This window comes from Burkholderia cepacia ATCC 25416, assembly GCF_001411495.1.
In the GTDB taxonomy this organism is placed as follows: Bacteria; Pseudomonadota; Gammaproteobacteria; order Burkholderiales; family Burkholderiaceae; genus Burkholderia; species Burkholderia cepacia.
This window is the reverse complement of record NZ_CP012982.1, coordinates 2732491-2749792: the sequence shown is the minus strand read 5'-3', so window position 1 is coordinate 2749792 and position 17302 is coordinate 2732491. Positions and strand designations below refer to the sequence as shown.

Genomic DNA, 17302 nt, shown 5'->3' with positions numbered 1-17302 from the left:
GCGCCACGTCATGGCTTCATCGTCGCGTTGATCAGGTCGTACGCCATGTCCGGCAGAACACCGTCCGGATTCCGGAGACCGTACTCGCGATACCAGCTTTCGTCGGCTTCGGGATGCGGGCCGACGAGCCCGACGCGCCCTTTGCCGTAGCGATAGGTCGCGGCTGCGATATCGCGGTTCGGATAGGTCGCCAGCACGGCCGCGCCGGGGGCGGCCGGGAGCATCGCGCCGTCCTGGAAGTAGATCCAGCGTTTTTTCCCGCGCCATACCACCGGCGTCACCGTGTCCGCGATACCGTGAAGCGTCGAGCGCGGCCGGTCGACCTCCGAGCCGATCTCGCCCGCGACCAGCCCGAAACCCGGGTCGCCCGCCAGGTAGGCGCCCATGCAGATGCCCAGATAGCGCCCGCCGTTCGACACGTAGTGCCGCACGGCCTCGATCGAGTCTTTCCCGATGCTGGCCGCCGCGCCGGGGATGTCCTGCCCGCCGCCGGGCTGGACATACAGCGCGGCGCCGGCCAGGACGGCAGGCGTGATCCGGCGTTTTTCCGCCGGCCCGACGTAAAACACCCGGAACTTGTGCTCGGATTCCCGCAGGCGCCTCGCAATCGTCTCGGGGCAACCGTCGCATGCGGCCGGGCCGCGATAGACCAGAGCGACGGGACGGCTGTCGAAGCCGCGCGTTTCGTCGTCGGCCGCCGCCGCATGAACGAGCGACGACGCGACGAGCGACAGGACAACGAAAATCGATTCTCTGGATCGCATGTTCCGGATTGACGGGACTTGAGGGTTAACGGCCGGCCGTTCACGACGAAGCGACCGGCACGCGCCAATGCCCCGCTTTTTTTGAAATATCGCTGAAAGGCACGTGAAATACAGCGTATGCGCCCGAAAGCGGTATGTGTGTACCGTTTCCTGTGTGCTTGTGCAGAAATGTGCGCCGCCGGCTTCCGTGCTCCCGTGCTCCCGTGCTCCCGTGCTCCCGTGCTCCCGTGCTCCCGTGCTCCCGTGCTCCCGTGCTTCCGTGCTTCCGTGCTTCCGTGCTTCCGTGCTTCCGTGCTTCCGGGCTTCCGGGCTTCCGGGCTTCCGGGCTTCCGGGCTTCCGGGCTTCCGGGCTTCGTAACCGGTAGCGCCCCCGCGCGGGCGGCAGCCTCGGGCGCCGCTTGCCTGCTCACACGACAGCGGCCGGCGCCGCAACGCGGGCGACCCGGCGCAGACGGACGCCCCCGGATCCCGGTCACGCACACCGCCGCCCCCGCTTCTCCCATCAACAGTCGGGACACCCGAGACACCGCGCCCGCAAGCATGCCCCGGCGCGCCGCCGAAACACGTCCGCATACACCGGCTCCCCCGCGCCACCGCACTTTCCCGTACCCCAAGCCTCAACTCTTATATAAGACATAAGACATTTGACGTTACAGATCATTGAGATTAGAATCCCGCTCAAAGCAGTGCCTGGAACAGCCCCGGAGTGCCGGCAAGGCCTTCCCCTCAAACGCAATATCAGCAGGTCTCCCCATGCTTGAAAACTTTCGTGCTCACGTGGCCGCCCGCGCCGCGCTCGGTATTCCTCCCCTGCCGCTGACGGCTCAGCAGACCGCCGAACTGGTGGAACTGCTGACCAACCCGCCCGCCGGCGAAGAGCAGACGCTCGTCGACCTGATCACCCATCGCGTGCCGGCCGGCGTCGACGAAGCCGCCCGCGTAAAGGCCGGCTTCCTGGCCGCCGTGGCCAAGGGCGAGACCGCCTGCCCGCTGATCTCGCGCGAACGCGCCACCGAACTGCTCGGCACGATGCTGGGCGGTTACAACATCCAGCCGCTGATCGAACTGCTGTCCGACGAGGCGGTCGCTGCCGTCGCCGCTGACGCACTGAAGAAAACCCTGCTGATGTTCGACCAGTTCCATGACGTCAAGGAACTCGCCGACAAGGGCAACGCGCACGCGAAGGCCGTGCTGCAAAGCTGGGCCGACGCCGAATGGTTCACGAGCCGTCCGGAAGTGCCGCAAAGCCTGACCATCACCGTGTTCAAGGTGACGGGCGAAACGAACACCGACGACCTGTCGCCGGCTCCGGACGCCACCACCCGCCCGGACATCCCGATGCACGCGCTGGCGATGCTGAAGAACGCCCGCCCGGGCATCACGCCGGAAGAAGACGGCAAGCGCGGCCCGGTCAAGTTCATCGAATCGCTGAAGGAAAAGGGTCACCTGGTCGCCTACGTGGGCGACGTGGTCGGCACCGGCTCCTCGCGCAAGTCGGCCACCAACTCGGTGCTGTGGTTCACCGGCGAAGACATCCCGTTCGTGCCGAACAAGCGCTTCGGCGGCGTGTGCCTCGGCGGCAAGATCGCCCCGATCTTCTACAACACGATGGAAGACGCCGGCGCGCTGCCGATCGAGCTCGACGTGTCGCAGATGGAAATGGGCGACGTGGTCGAACTGCGCCCGTATGAAGGCAAGGCGCTGAAGGACGGCAACGTGATCGCCGAATTCCAGGTCAAGTCCGACGTGCTGTTCGACGAAGTGCGCGCCGGCGGCCGCATTCCGCTGATCATCGGCCGCGGCCTGACCGCGAAGGCGCGTGAAGCGCTGGGCCTCGCGCCGTCGACGCTGTTCCGCCTGCCGCACCAGCCGGCCGACAGCGGCAAGGGCTTCTCGCTCGCGCAGAAGATGGTCGGCCGCGCATGCGGTCTGCCGGAAGGCCAGGGCGTGCGCCCGGGCACGTACTGCGAACCGAAGATGACCTCGGTCGGCTCGCAGGACACCACGGGCCCGATGACCCGCGACGAACTGAAGGATCTCGCCTGCCTCGGCTTCTCGGCCGACCTCGTGATGCAGTCGTTCTGCCACACCGCCGCGTATCCGAAGCCGGTCGACGTGAAGACGCACCAGACGCTGCCGAACTTCATCAGCACGCGCGGCGGTATCGCGCTGCGCCCGGGCGACGGCGTGATCCACTCGTGGCTGAACCGCATGCTGCTACCCGACACCGTCGGCACCGGCGGCGATTCGCACACGCGTTTCCCGATCGGCATCAGCTTCCCGGCAGGTTCGGGCCTGGTCGCGTTCGCGGCCGCAACCGGCACGATGCCGCTGGACATGCCGGAATCGGTGCTGGTCCGCTTCAAGGGCAAGATGCAGCCGGGCGTCACGCTGCGTGACCTCGTCAACGCGATCCCGCTGTACGCGATCAAGCAAGGCATGCTGACGGTCGCCAAGCAAGGCAAGAAGAACATCTTCTCGGGCCGCATCCTCGAAATCGAAGGCCTGCCCGACCTGAAGGTCGAGCAAGCGTTCGAGCTGTCGGATGCGTCCGCCGAGCGTTCGGCCGCCGGTTGCTCGGTGCGCCTGAACAAGGAACCGATCATCGAATACCTGAACAGCAACATCACGCTGCTGAAGTGGATGATCGCGCAGGGCTACCAGGATCCGCGCAGCCTGCAGCGCCGTATCGCGGCGATGGAGCAGTGGCTGGCCGACCCGCAACTGCTGTCGCCGGATGCCGACGCCGAGTACGCGGCCGTCATCGAGATCGACCTCGCCGACATCCACGAGCCGATCGTCGCCTGCCCGAACGACCCGGACGACGTGAAGACGCTGTCGGACGTCGCCGGCGCCAAGATCGACGAAGTGTTCATCGGCTCGTGCATGACCAACATCGGTCACTTCCGTGCCGCATCGAAGCTGCTCGAAGGCAAGCGCGACATCCCGGTCAAGCTGTGGGTCGCGCCGCCGACCAAGATGGACCAGAAGCAGCTGACGGAAGAAGGCCACTACGGCGTGTTCGGCACGGCAGGTGCGCGTACCGAAATGCCGGGCTGCTCGCTGTGCATGGGTAACCAGGCTCAGGTGCGCGAAGGCGCGACGGTCATGTCGACGTCGACCCGCAACTTCCCGAACCGTCTCGGCAAGAACACGAACGTGTATCTCGGCTCGGCGGAACTGGCGGCCATCTGCTCGCGTCTGGGCAAGATCCCGACCAAGGAAGAGTACATGGCGGACATGGGCGTGCTCAGCGCCAACGGCGACAAGATCTACAAGTACATGAACTTCGACCAGATCGAGGACTTCAAGGAAGTAGCCGACACCGTGCAGATGTAAGCACGCGCGGCCGACTGCGACGGGCGGTTGACACGTCGCGGCACCGCGCCATGGCGCCGCAGGCTGAAAGGCCTGCGGCGCTTTTTTATGCCGTTTCGCCGCCCGGCTCTCGCCGGATCACCAGTTCGTTGAAGCCGGTGCCCGCATCGGGTTCGCGAGAAAAACGATGTGCGGGCAGCAGCGCGAGCAGGATCTCGGCGGTCGTGCGCACCACGCAACCGCTCGCCACATGGCCGCCCGACACGCGGCCGCTCGCATCGGAAACGGCCATATGCAGGTGCGCGCCGTCCGGCGACACCGAACCGGCCAGCGTCAGAATTTCGAGGTCGCCGCGCAATTCGGTCGGCTGGTCGACGCCGGCGAAGCGCAATTGCGCGACGCTCAGGCTGCCGATGCCCTGGATCACGAAGGCCGCGTGCGCACCGAGCGGGCGCAATGCTTTCTCGATCGACCGGCGCAGATCGTCGCCGGGGGAAAGACGCAGAGGATGGGCTTGCATGGTCGATCCTGTTCGTGGGCCGGGGTGCCGGCCAAGCGTAAGTTTGCGCCGACAATCCGGCAAGGCCGTCAGTCGATCGGCCGCTCAGAGGTCGAGCCGCAGACACTCGAATTCGACCGCGCCACCGCATGGCAACTCGCCCACGTCGATCACGAAGCCGACCACGTCGATCACCCCCTGATCCCGGTCGACGACCTGCGCACATCCGCGATAACCATACGGGTTTGCGGTTTTCCCGATCCATTGCCGGCTGGCCGCCCGCTTTGCATCGTCCGGCCAATCGTCAAGACAGGCCGCGCGTACATCGCAGTCGACCGCCGACACCGGCGTTCGCACGATGTCGTTCACGCGCGCCGTGCCGCCGAACGAGAACACCGTGATCTCGTGTTCGCCGCAGCATAGCGTCACTTCCGCGCATTCACTGTCGACGGAATACGCTGCGACGCGGGTTACCACGATCTGTTTCATGTCGTTGCTCCATACTCGACGCCACCCGCTCCGCGGTCGGTCAGCGAATCCGATCCTGACTCGCAAGCATACTCCGGCGATTCGCGCGCACCGCTGCCTCCGGCCCGCCAGCATGCGCCGGCTAGGCACGCGAATGCGATTGGTCTAATCTGCAACGCGAGCCGCCAACCCCAACTTCCTCCGATGACGACCCTTCCGAACCGACAATCCCGCCTGCGCGGCGGCCTGCTTGGCCTGCTGATCGGCGACGCACTGGGCGTGCCGTACGAATTCCACGACGCCGCGTCGATCCCGCCGCCCGCCGCGATCGACATGACGCCGCCGCCCGGCTTTGCGCGCGCACACGACGGCGTGCCGCCGGGCACCTGGAGCGACGACGGCGCGCAGGCGCTCGCGCTGCTCGACGCGCTCGCGGATGACCGCGATCTCAATCTCGACACGTTCGCCCGCAACCTGCAGGACTGGTTTCATCGCGGCGCCTTCACGCCGGACGGCCGCGTGTTCGATGTCGGCCTGCAGACGCAGCGTGCGTTCCGTGCGCTGGCGGCCGGCGCGGCGCCCGCCGTTGCCGGCCCCGACGGCGAGCGCGACAACGGCAACGGCTCGCTGATGCGCTGCTTCCCGGTGGTGATGGTCGCCGCCTCGCGCGACGACGCGATCCGGCTCGCGTGCAAGCAGAGCGTCGTCACGCACGGCCACGTGCGCTCGCAGCTGTGCTGTGCGCTTTATGGCCTGACGGCATGGGGCATCGTCAAGGGCAAGCCGGCGCCGGATGCGGTGCGCGCGGCCGAGGACGAGCTGCTCACACGCTACGCGGGCACCGCAGACGAAGTCGAACTGAAGATCGTGCTCGATGGCCGCTTCGACGCGCCGCAAGGGTCCGGTTACGTGGTCGACAGCTTCTGGTCGTCGATCCATTGCCTGTTGTCGACGCGCAGCTACGAAGACTGCGTGAAGCGCGCGATCGCGCTCGGCAACGACACGGATACGACGGCGGCCATCGCCGGCAGCCTAGCCGGCGCGCTGTACGGCGAGCACGCGTTACCCGACCGGTGGGTCGCGGCACTGCGCGGGAAAGAACAGGTCGAGGGCCTGCTCGCGAAATCGTGAGCGTTCGAACAGAATGCGCGGCCAGCAACAGAGAGAGACCGGACGGGAGAGTACGCAGACGCGAACGGGAACAACCGACGCGTGACCGACATGGAAAACAGCCGCCGGGATTGACCTGACCGGGCCATCGCCGGCCCGGCCGCCTCACGCGCGCCGGTCGCTCGCCAGCAACCCGTACAGCGCGCTGTCCGACACTTCGTCGCCGACGATCCAGCGTTCGCGCAGCAACCCTTCCCGCGCGAAGCCGAGCCGTTCGAGCAGCCGCGCCGACGCGACGTTGCGCGGATCGATATCGGCTTCGATCCGGTTCAGCCGCAGCGTGCCGAACGCGTGATCGATCACGGCCGACGCCGCCTCGCGCATGTAGCCGCCGCGCCAGTACCGGCGCCGCAGGCTGAAGCCGATCTCGACACGCCGGCATTGCTCGTTCGCATGGAACAGCACGCATTCGCCGAGTGCTTCACCGGTTTCCCGCAGTTCGAGCACGCAGATCAGGTCCTGCCCGCTCGCGGACGTCTTCAGGTTGCGCGCGACGCGCTCGACGGCCTGTTCGATGTGCGTCATCGGCGAGAACGAGAAATAGCGCATCGCTTCCGCATCCGACCAGATCTCGAAGAAGGCGTGCGCGTCGGCTTCGCGCAGCGGCCGCAGGACGAGGCGGGATGTTTCCAGCGTGACGGGTTCGAACAGGGACATGACAACACTCGATCGAAAAACGGGAGCGTGAATTAGAACACGCAAGCCTCGAGTCGGCCACGCCACGCGTTCGCACGGCCCGCCCCGCCACGCCAACCGGATCGCCGTGAAAAACAAAAAGCCCGGGCATCGCCCGGGCCTCACCACGTCATCCGTTACCGCCGCCGGCCGCGCCTACGCTTCAAGCGCTTCGAGCACCTTCCCCTTCGTCTCGATCCCGACGAAGTGCACGGTCACCGCCGCGATCAGCGGCACGATGCCGATCAGGTAGAACGCGGGGGCGAGATTCCCGCCGATGATCGCGTGCGGCACCACCATCGGCGCGACGAACGACGCGATCTTCAGCCATGCGCTGCCGAGCCCGCAACCCGACGCGCGGATGCTAGTCGGATACTGCTCCGGCGTATAGACGTACGCGGTGATGAACCCCGACGCCATCAACCCGAGCGACAGCGAGCAGAAGATCGAGACGACATACACCGACGACGCGTGATAGACGCCCGCGAGCGCCAGCGACAGCGCGCACAGCACGAACGACCACACGATCACCGGCTTGCGGCCGAGCTTGTCGACGAGCAGCGCCGACGCCAGCGACCCGAGCACACCCATCACCGAGCCGATCACCGCGAGGTTCAGCGCGAGCTGCAGCGGCGCGTGATAGAAGTTCTTGTAGATCGTCGGCAGCCACGTCGACAGCCCGTACTGGATGAACCCGCAGGTCGCCCACAACGTCGCCACCGCGAGCGTGCGCTTGCGATACGCGGCGCTGAACAGGTCGCTCATCCGGCGCTTCGGGTGCTGGCGCACCATCTCGTCGAACGCGGCCACCTGCGTGACCGGCGGCAGTTCGCCGCGCACCGACGCTTCGAACGCGCTCGTCGCCCGCCCGGCTTCCGCGAGCCGCCCGCGCGACGCGAGCCAGCGCGGCGATTCCGGCACGAGGCGCGTCAGCACGAGCGACAGGATCAGCGGCAGCCCGCCGACGAAGTACATGATCTCCCAGCCGAAGCGCGGCACGAGCCACGCGCCGAGCGCCATCGACACGAGCAGGCCGATCGGGAACACGATCTCGTACAGCAGCACGAAGCGGCCGCGGCCATGTGCGCGCGTGATCTCGTTGATGTACGTCGCGGCGACCGGCAGCTCGCCGCCAAGCCCGAGCCCCTGCAGTATCCGCAGCAGCACAAACACTTCGAACGTCGGCGCGAAGCCGCACGCGATACTCGTGATGCCGATCACGGCCGAACTCCACGCGATCGCCTTCACGCGGCCGTGCTTCTCCGCCAGCGCGGGAAACAGGAATGCGCCGATCAGCTGGCCGATCGCGCCGGACGCGATCAGCAGGCCGATCTGGGTCGGCGACAGCCCCCATTTGTGAATCAGCAGCGGCAGCGTGGCCGCGATCGTGATCACGTCGAAGCCGTCGAAGAACGTCGCGGTGCCGATCAGCACGCGGGCGCGGATCTGCATTGCGTTGGCCGGAAGCCGCTCGAGCCGCGCGATGATCGCGCCGGGCGTGGAGGCGGCAGCTTCCATCGTGGCGCGATCGGCCACGACATTGTCGAAAGTGCTCATGCGGAGGATCTCCTGGGTTTCGTCGCCCGGTCAGGCCAGTGTCTTGCTCGTGTCTGCCAGCGCTTCCGTATCCACTGCCCGGCCCTGGTTCATCCACTTGCGCGCGAGCTTCAGCTCACGCGCGTTGTTCACGGCGATGACACCTCTCACATGCCCTTCGCCCACGAAAAACAGCGTCGCGCGTCGCGCGGCAAGCTCGCCGCGCACGACGAGCTGCGCATCGGCCGGCAGATCGCCGAGGATCTGCAGGTTCACGTCGTACTGATCCGACCAGAACCACGGAATCTCCGCGTACGGTGCGCGCACGCCCAGCACGGCCTTCGCGGCCGCGATCGCCTGGTTCTGCGCATTGGCCCACGATTCGAGCCGCACGCGCCGCTTCAGCCAGCCGTTGTGATGGTTCGCGACGTCGCCGCACGCGAAGATCGCCGGGTCGCTCGTCGCGCCGAATTCGTCGACGACGATGCCGTCGTCGATCGCCAGCCCCGCGTCGCTCGCGAGCGACGCGTTCAGCGCGAGGCCGATGCCGGCCACCGCGAAATCGGCGTCGATCGTCGTGCCGTCGGCGAGCGTCGCGCGTACCTTCGACGCATCGTCCGGCTGGGCGTCGAGCGACGCGAGCGCCGCGCCGAGCCGGACGTCGACGCCGTTCGCGCGATGCAGGTCGAGCAGGAAATCCGACACGATCTGCGGCACCGAGCGGCCGCACAGCCGCGGCGCGCCTTCGACCACGACCGCCTCGACGCCGAGCTTGCGCGCGGTCGCCGCGACTTCGAGGCCGATCCAGCCGCCGCCGATCACGAGCACGCGCCGGCTCGCGCGCAGCTTCTCGCCGAGTGCGGCCGCTTCGTCGAGCGTGCGCAGGTAATGCAGGTTCGGCGTCTTCACGAGCGCGTCCGGCAGGCGGCGCGACGTGCCGCCGGTCGCGATCACGAGGCGGTCGTATTCGATCTCGCGGCCGCTTTCGGTACGCACCACGCGGCGCGCACGGTCGATCGATGCGGCGCGTTCCGGCTGCCACGCCTCGACGTTCAGCGCGTCGAATTCGTCGGGTCGCACGACGCGCACGGTTTCGATGTCGGCATCGCCGGCCAGCACGGCCTTCGACAGCGGCGGCCGCTCGTACGGCAGATGCGGCTCGTCGGCGATCATCACGAGACGGCCCGCAAAACCTTCCGCGCGCAGCGTCTTCAGCACCCAGCCGGCGGCCTGGCCGCCGCCGATCACGACGACCGTGCCCGGCGCGGCGTGCGCCTGTGCGTTCTCTTCGCTCACGATTTGCGCTCCGTCATGAACTTGCCTTCCGGCGCCTTCGCGTGCTTCTGCCGGCGCGTGTTGCCGTCGAGGCCGCCGTCGACGGCCCATTCGGCGAACACGGTCGGGCCCGGTTCGAATTCGCGCGGCTGCCACTCGGGCGTCAGCATGTCTTCGTCCGCGTAGTACTCGATCAGGCCGCCGGCCGGGTTCTGGAAGTACCAGAAGTACGCGGACGACACCGGATGACGCCCCGGGCCGAGTTGCGTTTCCCAGCCGCAGCGGTCGATGTGCAGGCCGCCGCCGAACACTTCGTGGATGTCGCGCACGGTGAACGCGACGTGGTTCAGGCCGCGTTTTCCGTTCGGCAGCGCGAGCAGGAACAGGTCGTGGTGGCCGCCGTGCGGCGCGCAGCGCATGAACGCGCCGCGGCCCGGGTAGCGGTCCGACGTCTCGAAGCCCAGCAGCTCGTGATAGAACTTTTCCTGCGCGTCGAGGCAGTTCGTGAAGAACACGACATGCCCGACCTCGACCGGCTCCGCACGCGCATAGATCGGGCTCGGCTGGTCGACGCGCAGCGTCCTGCCCCACACGTTCGACGGCGAGCCCGTGATGTCGAGTGCGCGCTTGCGCGTGACTTCGATGCGGATCGCCATCCCGTTCGGGTCGGTGCAACCGAACGCATCCTTCCGCGCATAAAAGCCGGGCTGGCCTGCAAACTTGCCGCGCAGCGCGTCGAGTTCCTGCTGCGTCGCGACGCCCCACGTGACTTCACGCAGCGTCGGGCCCGCTTCGAACGCGGGCGGCAGCGCCGGGTCGTCGGCCTTGACGACCAGCACGGTGCAGCCGTTCAACGTCTCGAAGCGCGCCTGCGTGTCGTCGTGCTCGACTTCCTTCAGCCCCCAATCGGCGAAAAAGCGCCGGCAGGTGGCGAGATCGTCGACCCCGTACGTGATCTGCTCGATTCCCAGAATGCTCATTGCGTTTTTCCCCTTCGCTCAGTTCGCCCACGGCAGCGGCGCGTCGTTCAAGCCCCAGTAGAGGCTCTTCTGCTGCATGTACTCGCGGATGCCGAGACGCCCCTTCTCGCGGCCCATCCCGCTCTCCTTCCAGCCCGAGAACGGCGTGGAGATCGAGAACAGCTTGTACGTGTTGATCCAGACGGTGCCCGTCTCCAGAGCGCGCGCGATGCGCCATGCGCGCTTGTAGTCGCGCGTCCAGATGCCGGCGGCCAGGCCGAACACACTGTCGTTCGCCTGCGCGATCAGCGACGCTTCGTCGTCGAACGGCATCGCGACGAGCACGGGGCCGAAGATTTCTTCCTGGCAGATGCGCGCGCTGTTCGGCAGGCCTTCGAGAATCGTCGGCTGATAGAAGAAGCCGTTCTCCCGACCGCCGCCCGACGGCCGCTCGCCGCCGCACAGCAGGCGGCCGCCTTCCTCGAGGCCGAGCGCCACGTAGCGCTCCACCGACTCGCGATGCTTCGCGGTGATCAGCGGCCCCATCTGCGTGTCGGGGCGCGTCGGGTCGCCCACGCGCAGCTTGCGTGCGCCCGCGACCAGGCGCTTCATGAATTCGTCGTACACCGCACGCTGCACGAACAGCCGCGAACCTGCGATGCACGCTTCGCCCGACGAGCTGAAGATGCCGTACAGCACGCCGTTCACTGCATGATCGAGATCGGCGTCGTCGCATACGATCGTCGGCGACTTGCCGCCGAGTTCGAGCGACACGGGCATCAGCTTTTCCGCCGCGATGCGCGCGATGCCGCGCCCGACTTCCGTGCCGCCCGTGAACGACACCTTCTTCACGAGCGGATGGCGCACGAGCACGTCGCCGATCACCGAGCCCTTGCCCGGCAGCACGCTCAGCACGCCCTTCGGCACGCCCGCCTCCTCGCAGATGCGGGCCAGCGCGAGCGACACGAGCGGCGTGACCTCGGCCGGCTTGAGCACCACCGCGTTGCCGCCGGCAAGCGCCGGCGCGAGCTTCTGCGCGTCGGACGCGATCGGCGAATTCCACGGCGTGATCGCCGCGATCACGCCGATCGGCTCGTGCACGCTCATCGTCAGGTAGTCGCCGCGCGACGGCGTCAGTTCCTCGTCGAGTGTTTCGAGGCACGCCGCGAAATAGCGGAACGTGTTCGCCGCGCTCGCCACCAGCACGCGTGTCTCGCCGATCGGCTTGCCGTTGTCGCGGCGCTGCAGGTTCGCAAGCGCCTCGTGGCGCTGCATGATCAGGTCGGCGATGCGGTACAGCACCTGCGCGCGCAAGTGCGGCTTCAGCCCGGCCCAGTCGGCGCGGCGCCAGGCAGCGTCGGCGGCCACGACGGCTTCGGCCGCGTCTTCCGCGTTCGCCGTCGACACTTCCATGTTCAGCGACTGGTCGGCCGGATAGATGCTCGCGTAAGGCGCGCCACGGCCGCGCCGCCATTCGCCGCCGATCAGGATGTTGCCGTCGGGCACGAGGCTCGTATCGAAAGGAGTCATGTCACAAGTCCCACAAATCTGTCTCTGCACGTCCGCCCTCGCGATGGCGCGGGCGGACATTCAATGGCCCGGTCAGATCACGCAGCGGGCCGCGCGGTTGCGCAGCGCGCGGATCGCGCTGTACGCCGTCAGCGCGGACGTCTTCGGGTTGTCGGGCAGCGGCTTGCCGCTCATTTCCAGCGACATCTCGCCGAATGCGCCGCGCGCGGTGATGCGGTGCACGTTGCGCTCGACCGCCGGATCGGCGATCAGGCGCACGTGCGTCGCGTCGAGGCCGAGGCCCGCGAGCGCCACGGTGGCCGCGACGTTCGCGTTCTTCGGATACAGGCGCGCTGCATCGCGCGCGGTGCCTTCGAAGATCACCTTTTCCGCGGTCATCGCACGCAGGTCGCACATCTCCTCGGCGGGCGTGCCGAGCCAGCCGAGCGGCGGCTTGCGGCCCACGTACAGCACTTCGTCGAGGCCGCCCTGCTTCGCGGAGGCCAGCGCGTCGATGCCGCCGATCGCGCCGGACAGCAGCGTGACCGTCGCGTCGCCTTCGTCGGCCGCCTGCGCGAGCACGTCGAGCAGCGCAAGGTCGGACAGCGCGCCGATCGACGCGACCGCGCAGTCGGTGCCGGCCTTCAGCAGCGGCACGACGTGATCGACGAGCGCGCTGTGGCCCGCGCATTCGAGCGCGAACTCGGGGCGGCGGGCCAGTGCGTCGACCGACGACACGACCTCCACCGCGCCGCCCAGCACGCCCTGCACCGCCGCGCGCTGGTGTTCCGGCACGATCACGTGCGCGATGCGCAGCGACGCATCGTGCTCGACCGCGTGGTACACGGCCGCGCCGATCGCACCGAAGCCGATCATCGCGACATCGACGGGGGCGTGGGCCCGCTTTTGCCCGTTAAGCATACTGGCGCTCCGTCGGCGCTTCCTTCTTCACCGGGGGGCCCGCGAACTGCGATGCGAACGAGCCGACCGACAGCATGTCGACCTCGACCATCACCGGCCCTTCCTTGGCCATCCCTTCGCGCACGATCGCCTCGGCGTCGTCGAGCGACGTGATCCGGTAATGCGTGAGGCCGAAGCTCGCGCAGAACTGCGCGAAATCGGGCTGGTGCAGTTGCACGAAGCAGCGGCGGCCGCCGTAGTGCGCGTCCTGGATGTTGCGGATCACGCCGTAGCACTGGTCGTTCATCAGCACGATCATCACGTTCGCGTTTTCCTGCACGGCCGTCACGAGCTCGCCGACGTTGACCATCAGGCCGCCGTCGCCGACCAGGCAGACCGTCTTGGCCGCCGCGCCCGCGAGCGCCGCGCCGATGCCCATCTGGATGCCCTGGCCGATGCCGCCGCCGAGCGCATGCACACCCGAGCGCGGCTCGAAGATCTTCAGCAGGCGGTTGCCCCACGTGCTGTTCGAGATCGTCACGTCGCGCACCCAGTTGTAGTCGCGGCCGACCGCCCCCTGCAGCGTGTCGACCAGCTTCTTGTACGGCCCGAGGCCCTTCGACACGTCGGCCACCGCCTGCTCGCGGGCTGCCGCGAGATCGGCCGCGAACTGCGGATCGACCGACAGGCGGCCTTCGAGCCGGTCGGCCAGCTCGGCCAGCACGCGCTTCGAATCGCCATGCACGAACAGCTCGTTGCGATAGCCGCGGTTGTCGGCGAGTGCCTCGGCATCGACGCGGAACAGCGGCTGCGGCAGCGCGAGCTTGTACTTCAGCGTTTCGTTGCCGCGCAGGCGCGAACCGACGACGACGAGCGCGTCGCAAGTCTTGTAGAACGCTTCGACGGACGCGTGCACGTTGAACGCGCCGAGCGTCGCCGGGTGATCCTCCGGCAGCACGCCACGGCCCTGCACGCTCGTCACGACGCCGAAGCCGAGCTTCACGAGGCGCTCGACTTCCGCGCGTGCATGGCGCGCGCCGCCGCCGAGCCACAGCAGCGGGCGGCGCTTCGCCGCGAGGGCGTCGGCGAGCTTCGCGACGCGTGCGGAATCGTGCTCGCGCACCGTGACGTGCGCCGGTGCGAGATCTTCCGGCCATTCGATTTCAGCTGCCTGGATGTCGATCGGAATCTCGACCGACACCGGGCCCGTCGGCGCCGTCTGTGCGATGCGCACGGCTTCACGGATCGTCGGCAGCACGGTTTCGACGGTGCGCACGCGGAAGGCGGCCTTCGAGATCGAGTCCAGCATCGACAGTTGATCCGGCGCTTCGTGGATATACGCGAGATCCTGGTCGAGATACGGCGTCTCGATCTGCCCCGTGACGTGCAGCAGCGCGGTGCCTGCCGTCAGCGCCTCGACCATCGCGCCCGCCGCGTTGCCTGCCGCCGTCCCCGTGCTCGTGAACGCGACGCCGAGGCCGCCCGACACGCGGGCCAGGCCGTCTGCCATGTTCAATGCGCCGGCTTCGCCGCGTGCGCCGACGTACCGGATGTTGCCGCGCGAGTTGATCGCGTCGAGGATCGGCATGTTGTGGATCGAGATGACACCGAATGCGGTCTTCACGCCGCACTGCTCGAGAAAGGCGGCAATCAGCTCGCCAACCGTGGTTTTTTCAGACATGGCGTGCAAAGCCTCCAGAAACGTCGATATGGCTGCCCGTCGTGTAGGACGACAGATGCGTTGCGAGATAAAAAAGTGCCCAGGCTGCCTCGTCGGGCTTGCCGAAGCGGTTCAGCGGAATGTGCTTCGTGCGGGCGATCGCGCCCGTCCAGTCCTCCCAGCTTTCGCCGGCCTGCGCCTGCGCTTCGTAACGGCGGCGCCACTGGCCCGACTCGACGATGCCGATCAGGATCGAGTTCACGCGGATGCGCTGCGGCGCGAGTTCGTTCGCGAGCGACTTCACGAGGCTCAGCACGCCCGCGCGCGCCGACGACGTCGCGACCATGTGCGGCTCCGGCTGCAGTGCGAGCAGCGAGTTCACGCAGGTGATCGTCGGCGCCTGCGCATCGCGCAGCAGCGGCAGGAACGCGCGCGTCGGGCGGATGATGCTGAAATACTTCAGTTCGAGTTCGTCGCGCCACGCGTCGTCGGTCGTGTCCGCGAAGGTCGACACGCGACCCTGGCCGGCGTTGTTGACCAGCATGTCGGCGCGGCCGAAGCGCGCGGACACCGCTTGCGCGAACGCGGCGACGTCGTGCTCGTCGAGCACGTTGCAGCGGGCGGCGAGCAGTTGTGCGCCCGGGTATTGTTCGTTGAGCGTCGCCTCGGCGCGCGCCAGGCGCTCGCCGTCGCGGCCGCAAATCGCGACCGATGCGCCTGCCTGCAGGAACCGTTCGGCGGTCGCGAAGCCGATGCCGGACGAACCGCCCGTCACCACCGCCACCTGCCCGGTCAGATCGATCTGGATCATCGGAGTCCTAATGCTTTCATAAACGTGTGCTCGTCATCCGAGCGGTAATTGAGCCGCCGCGACAGTTCCGCCGCCGCGCGCTGCACCTTGTCGATCAGCCCGTCGGCGATCAGCGCCGCGTCGATCTCCGGCCGCGGCACCGTCACCGTGATGCACGCGACGATCTTCTGCGTCTCGTTGCGCACCGGCGCCGTGACCACCGAGATGCCGCGCTCGAACGACGAATTGCTGACGCCGTAGCCGCGCAGCGCATCCTCGCGGATCACTTCGTACAGTGCGTCGACCGTTTCCGGTGTCGCGTTCGTCATCCGGTTCAGCGTGCCTTCCGGATAGAGCGCATGCAGTTCCTTCAGCGACAGGTCGCCCATCAGCACGTGGCCGTGTGTCGTCGCATGCGCGGGCAAGCGCGTGCCGACGTTCACGCGGATCGAGCTGAACACCGGCGACTGGCTCTGCGCCTTCGCGACGAACACCACGTCGCGGCCGTCGCGGATCACGATGTGCGTCGTGAAGCCGGTGGCGTCGCGCAGGCTCTCGATCACGGGCAGGCCAAGATCGGTCAGCTCCAGCGAGCTCAGGTATTCGAAGCCGAGCCGCAGCACGGCGATGCCGAGCTTGTAGTTGCGATCCTTGTCCGCGCGCTCGAGGAAGCCGAGCGACTCGAGCGTCTGCAGCAGGCGGAACACCGTCGTGCGCGGAATGCCGAGCCGCTTCGACAGCTCGGGCGCGCCGAGCACGGGCTCGCGCGGCGAGAATTCGGCGAGGATCCGCAGCCCGCGTTCGAGGCCGGGCACCACGTAGCTGGCTTCGGCCTTGTCGTTTTCGGGTTCGGGTCGTTGCAGCGGTTCGTTCATGCCAGCCCCCGCTGTTGGTCGCACTGACGGCAGAACGAGTCGATCAGTGCGGAATAGACGGCCGGAGCCTCGACATAACCGGCATGCCCGGCTTGCGGAATCACCTGCAGCCCGACGTGCGCGGCCGCGGCGATCCGCTCGCACGCGGCGGGCGGCGTGATCGCGTCGTTCGCGCCGACGGCCACGGCCGTGCGACCGCGAAAGCCGGCGAGATCGGTCGCGAGATCGGCGTTCGCGAGCAGATGCGTGGCCTGCGCGTAACCGGCCGGCACGATGCGCGCCATGTTCCAGCGCACCCACGCACGTGCCTCCTCGTTCGCGAAACCGGACAGCATGTTGCCGCTGCGCTGCTCGGCGAGCCCGGCCGGGCCGAGTTCGGCGAGCATCGCGAGCCGTGCGTCGCGGCGCGATTCGCGCGTTTCGGCCGGTGCGCTGCCGTAGCCGCCCGCGGGCGACACCAGCAGCAGGCCGGCGATCCGCGCGGGCATCACGCGGGCGAGACCGCCCGCGACGATCGCGCCGAGCGAATGGCCGACCAGCACGCAGCGTTCGATGCCGAGTGCCTCGAGCCACGCGTTCAGCGAGGCCGCGTAATCGGCGGCGGCCGGCGACGCGCCGTGCACGGGCGTCGACACGCCGTAACCGGGCGCGTCCCACGCGAGCACGCGCCGCGATGCGCCGAGCGTGTCGAGCTGGCTGACCCACGATGCGGCGCCCGAGCCGATGCCGTGCAGCAGCACGACGGGCAGCGCACGGCCCGCATGCTGCGCGCCGGCCTCACGGTAACCGATCGTGCCCGCCGCGCCGGCCGCGCAACGCTGCTCGGGAAACTGCCCGAGCAGCGCGGCGAACGTCGCGGTGCGGTCGCGCTCACGTTTGTCGATGACACTCATTGCTTCACCCG

At 68.0% G+C, this 17302-nt stretch carries 15 protein-coding genes; 2 read left to right on the top strand and 13 right to left on the bottom strand.

The window, feature by feature from the left end; all coding sequences use genetic code 11:
* Window positions 1-8: 8 nt before the first annotated feature.
* Window positions 9-764 carry a BPL-N domain-containing protein gene (locus APZ15_RS29555; RefSeq protein ID WP_027789366.1) on the bottom strand — a complete coding sequence of 252 codons (756 nt, stop codon included), beginning with the start codon at window positions 762-764 and terminating at the stop codon, window positions 9-11.
* Window positions 765-1517: 753 nt separating this feature from the next.
* Between APZ15_RS29555 and acnB the strand changes: the two genes are divergently transcribed.
* Window positions 1518-4103, top strand: a complete 2586-nt coding sequence (gene acnB / locus APZ15_RS29550; RefSeq protein ID WP_027789367.1) for a bifunctional aconitate hydratase 2/2-methylisocitrate dehydratase — start codon at window positions 1518-1520, stop codon at window positions 4101-4103.
* A gap of 85 nt (window positions 4104-4188) precedes the next feature.
* Here acnB and APZ15_RS29545 read toward each other — a convergent pair whose 3' ends face one another.
* On the bottom strand, window positions 4189-4602 hold the full coding sequence (locus APZ15_RS29545) for a PPC domain-containing DNA-binding protein (protein ID WP_027789368.1): 414 nt from the start codon (window positions 4600-4602) through the stop codon (window positions 4189-4191).
* Between the two features lie 84 nt (window positions 4603-4686).
* Window positions 4687-5136, bottom strand: a complete 450-nt coding sequence (locus tag APZ15_RS29540; protein WP_138143368.1) for a hypothetical protein — start codon at window positions 5134-5136, stop codon at window positions 4687-4689.
* Window positions 5137-5253: 117 nt separating this feature from the next.
* Between APZ15_RS29540 and APZ15_RS29535 the strand changes: the two genes are divergently transcribed.
* Entirely contained in the window at window positions 5254-6180 is a 927-nt protein-coding gene (locus tag APZ15_RS29535) for an ADP-ribosylglycohydrolase family protein (protein ID WP_027789370.1), read from the top strand.
* Between the two features lie 144 nt (window positions 6181-6324).
* On the opposite strand, the gene APZ15_RS29530 is transcribed toward APZ15_RS29535, so the two are convergent.
* From APZ15_RS29530 to APZ15_RS29485, 10 genes are all read right to left on the bottom strand, one after another.
* Entirely contained in the window at window positions 6325-6876 is a 552-nt protein-coding gene (locus tag APZ15_RS29530) for a GNAT family N-acetyltransferase (RefSeq protein ID WP_027789371.1), read from the bottom strand.
* A 174-nt stretch (window positions 6877-7050) separates the two neighbouring features.
* On the bottom strand, window positions 7051-8451 hold the full coding sequence (locus APZ15_RS29525; protein WP_027789372.1) for an MFS transporter: 1401 nt from the start codon (window positions 8449-8451) through the stop codon (window positions 7051-7053).
* Window positions 8452-8481: 30 nt separating this feature from the next.
* The gene (locus APZ15_RS29520; protein WP_027789373.1) at window positions 8482-9726 is read right to left on the bottom strand and encodes an NAD(P)/FAD-dependent oxidoreductase; all 1245 of its coding nucleotides are present in this window, start codon (window positions 9724-9726) and stop codon (window positions 8482-8484) included.
* Window positions 9723-10685, bottom strand: coding sequence for a VOC family protein (locus APZ15_RS29515; protein WP_027789374.1), 963 nt, complete (start codon window positions 10683-10685; stop codon window positions 9723-9725). Before APZ15_RS29515 ends, APZ15_RS29520 begins: the two co-directional genes overlap by 4 nt.
* A gap of 18 nt (window positions 10686-10703) precedes the next feature.
* A complete protein-coding gene (locus tag APZ15_RS29510; protein ID WP_027789375.1) occupies window positions 10704-12194 on the bottom strand; it encodes an aldehyde dehydrogenase in 1491 nt (496 codons plus the stop codon).
* Window positions 12195-12266: 72 nt separating this feature from the next.
* Window positions 12267-13094 (bottom strand): aspartate dehydrogenase, encoded by an 828-nt coding sequence (locus APZ15_RS29505; RefSeq protein ID WP_027789376.1) that lies wholly within the window; start codon window positions 13092-13094, stop codon window positions 12267-12269.
* A complete protein-coding gene (locus APZ15_RS29500; RefSeq protein WP_027789377.1) occupies window positions 13087-14754 on the bottom strand; it encodes a thiamine pyrophosphate-binding protein in 1668 nt (555 codons plus the stop codon). Before APZ15_RS29500 ends, APZ15_RS29505 begins: the two co-directional genes overlap by 8 nt.
* A complete protein-coding gene (locus APZ15_RS29495) occupies window positions 14747-15544 on the bottom strand; it encodes an SDR family oxidoreductase (protein ID WP_027789378.1) in 798 nt (265 codons plus the stop codon). The genes APZ15_RS29500 and APZ15_RS29495 overlap by 8 nt, the downstream gene beginning before the upstream one ends.
* Complete coding sequence (locus APZ15_RS29490) at window positions 15541-16398, bottom strand: IclR family transcriptional regulator (RefSeq protein WP_027789379.1); 858 nt, start codon at window positions 16396-16398, stop codon at window positions 15541-15543. Before APZ15_RS29490 ends, APZ15_RS29495 begins: the two co-directional genes overlap by 4 nt.
* On the bottom strand, window positions 16395-17291 hold the full coding sequence (locus tag APZ15_RS29485) for an alpha/beta fold hydrolase (RefSeq protein WP_027789380.1): 897 nt from the start codon (window positions 17289-17291) through the stop codon (window positions 16395-16397). The genes APZ15_RS29490 and APZ15_RS29485 overlap by 4 nt, the downstream gene beginning before the upstream one ends.
* Between the last annotated feature and the right edge of the window lie 11 nt (window positions 17292-17302).

What these genes read in the sequence shown, in the direction of transcription:
- APZ15_RS29545 (WP_027789368.1), bottom strand. Translation starts at nt 4,602, where the DNA reads ATGCAAGCCCATCCTCTGCGTCTTTCCCCCGGCGACGATCTGCGCCGG.
- APZ15_RS29495 (WP_027789378.1), bottom strand. Translation starts at nt 15,544, where the DNA reads ATGATCCAGATCGATCTGACCGGGCAGGTGGCGGTGGTGACGGGCGGT.
- APZ15_RS29555 (WP_027789366.1), bottom strand. Translation starts at nt 764, where the DNA reads ATGCGATCCAGAGAATCGATTTTCGTTGTCCTGTCGCTCGTCGCGTCG.
- acnB (WP_027789367.1), top strand. Translation starts at nt 1,518, where the DNA reads ATGCTTGAAAACTTTCGTGCTCACGTGGCCGCCCGCGCCGCGCTCGGT.
- APZ15_RS29510 (WP_027789375.1), bottom strand. Translation starts at nt 12,194, where the DNA reads ATGACTCCTTTCGATACGAGCCTCGTGCCCGACGGCAACATCCTGATC.
- APZ15_RS29500 (WP_027789377.1), bottom strand. Translation starts at nt 14,754, where the DNA reads ATGTCTGAAAAAACCACGGTTGGCGAGCTGATTGCCGCCTTTCTCGAG.
- APZ15_RS29530 (WP_027789371.1), bottom strand. Translation starts at nt 6,876, where the DNA reads ATGTCCCTGTTCGAACCCGTCACGCTGGAAACATCCCGCCTCGTCCTG.
- APZ15_RS29485 (WP_027789380.1), bottom strand. Translation starts at nt 17,291, where the DNA reads ATGAGTGTCATCGACAAACGTGAGCGCGACCGCACCGCGACGTTCGCC.
- APZ15_RS29505 (WP_027789376.1), bottom strand. Translation starts at nt 13,094, where the DNA reads ATGCTTAACGGGCAAAAGCGGGCCCACGCCCCCGTCGATGTCGCGATG.
- APZ15_RS29490 (WP_027789379.1), bottom strand. Translation starts at nt 16,398, where the DNA reads ATGAACGAACCGCTGCAACGACCCGAACCCGAAAACGACAAGGCCGAA.
- APZ15_RS29525 (WP_027789372.1), bottom strand. Translation starts at nt 8,451, where the DNA reads ATGAGCACTTTCGACAATGTCGTGGCCGATCGCGCCACGATGGAAGCT.
- APZ15_RS29515 (WP_027789374.1), bottom strand. Translation starts at nt 10,685, where the DNA reads ATGAGCATTCTGGGAATCGAGCAGATCACGTACGGGGTCGACGATCTC.
- APZ15_RS29535 (WP_027789370.1), top strand. Translation starts at nt 5,254, where the DNA reads ATGACGACCCTTCCGAACCGACAATCCCGCCTGCGCGGCGGCCTGCTT.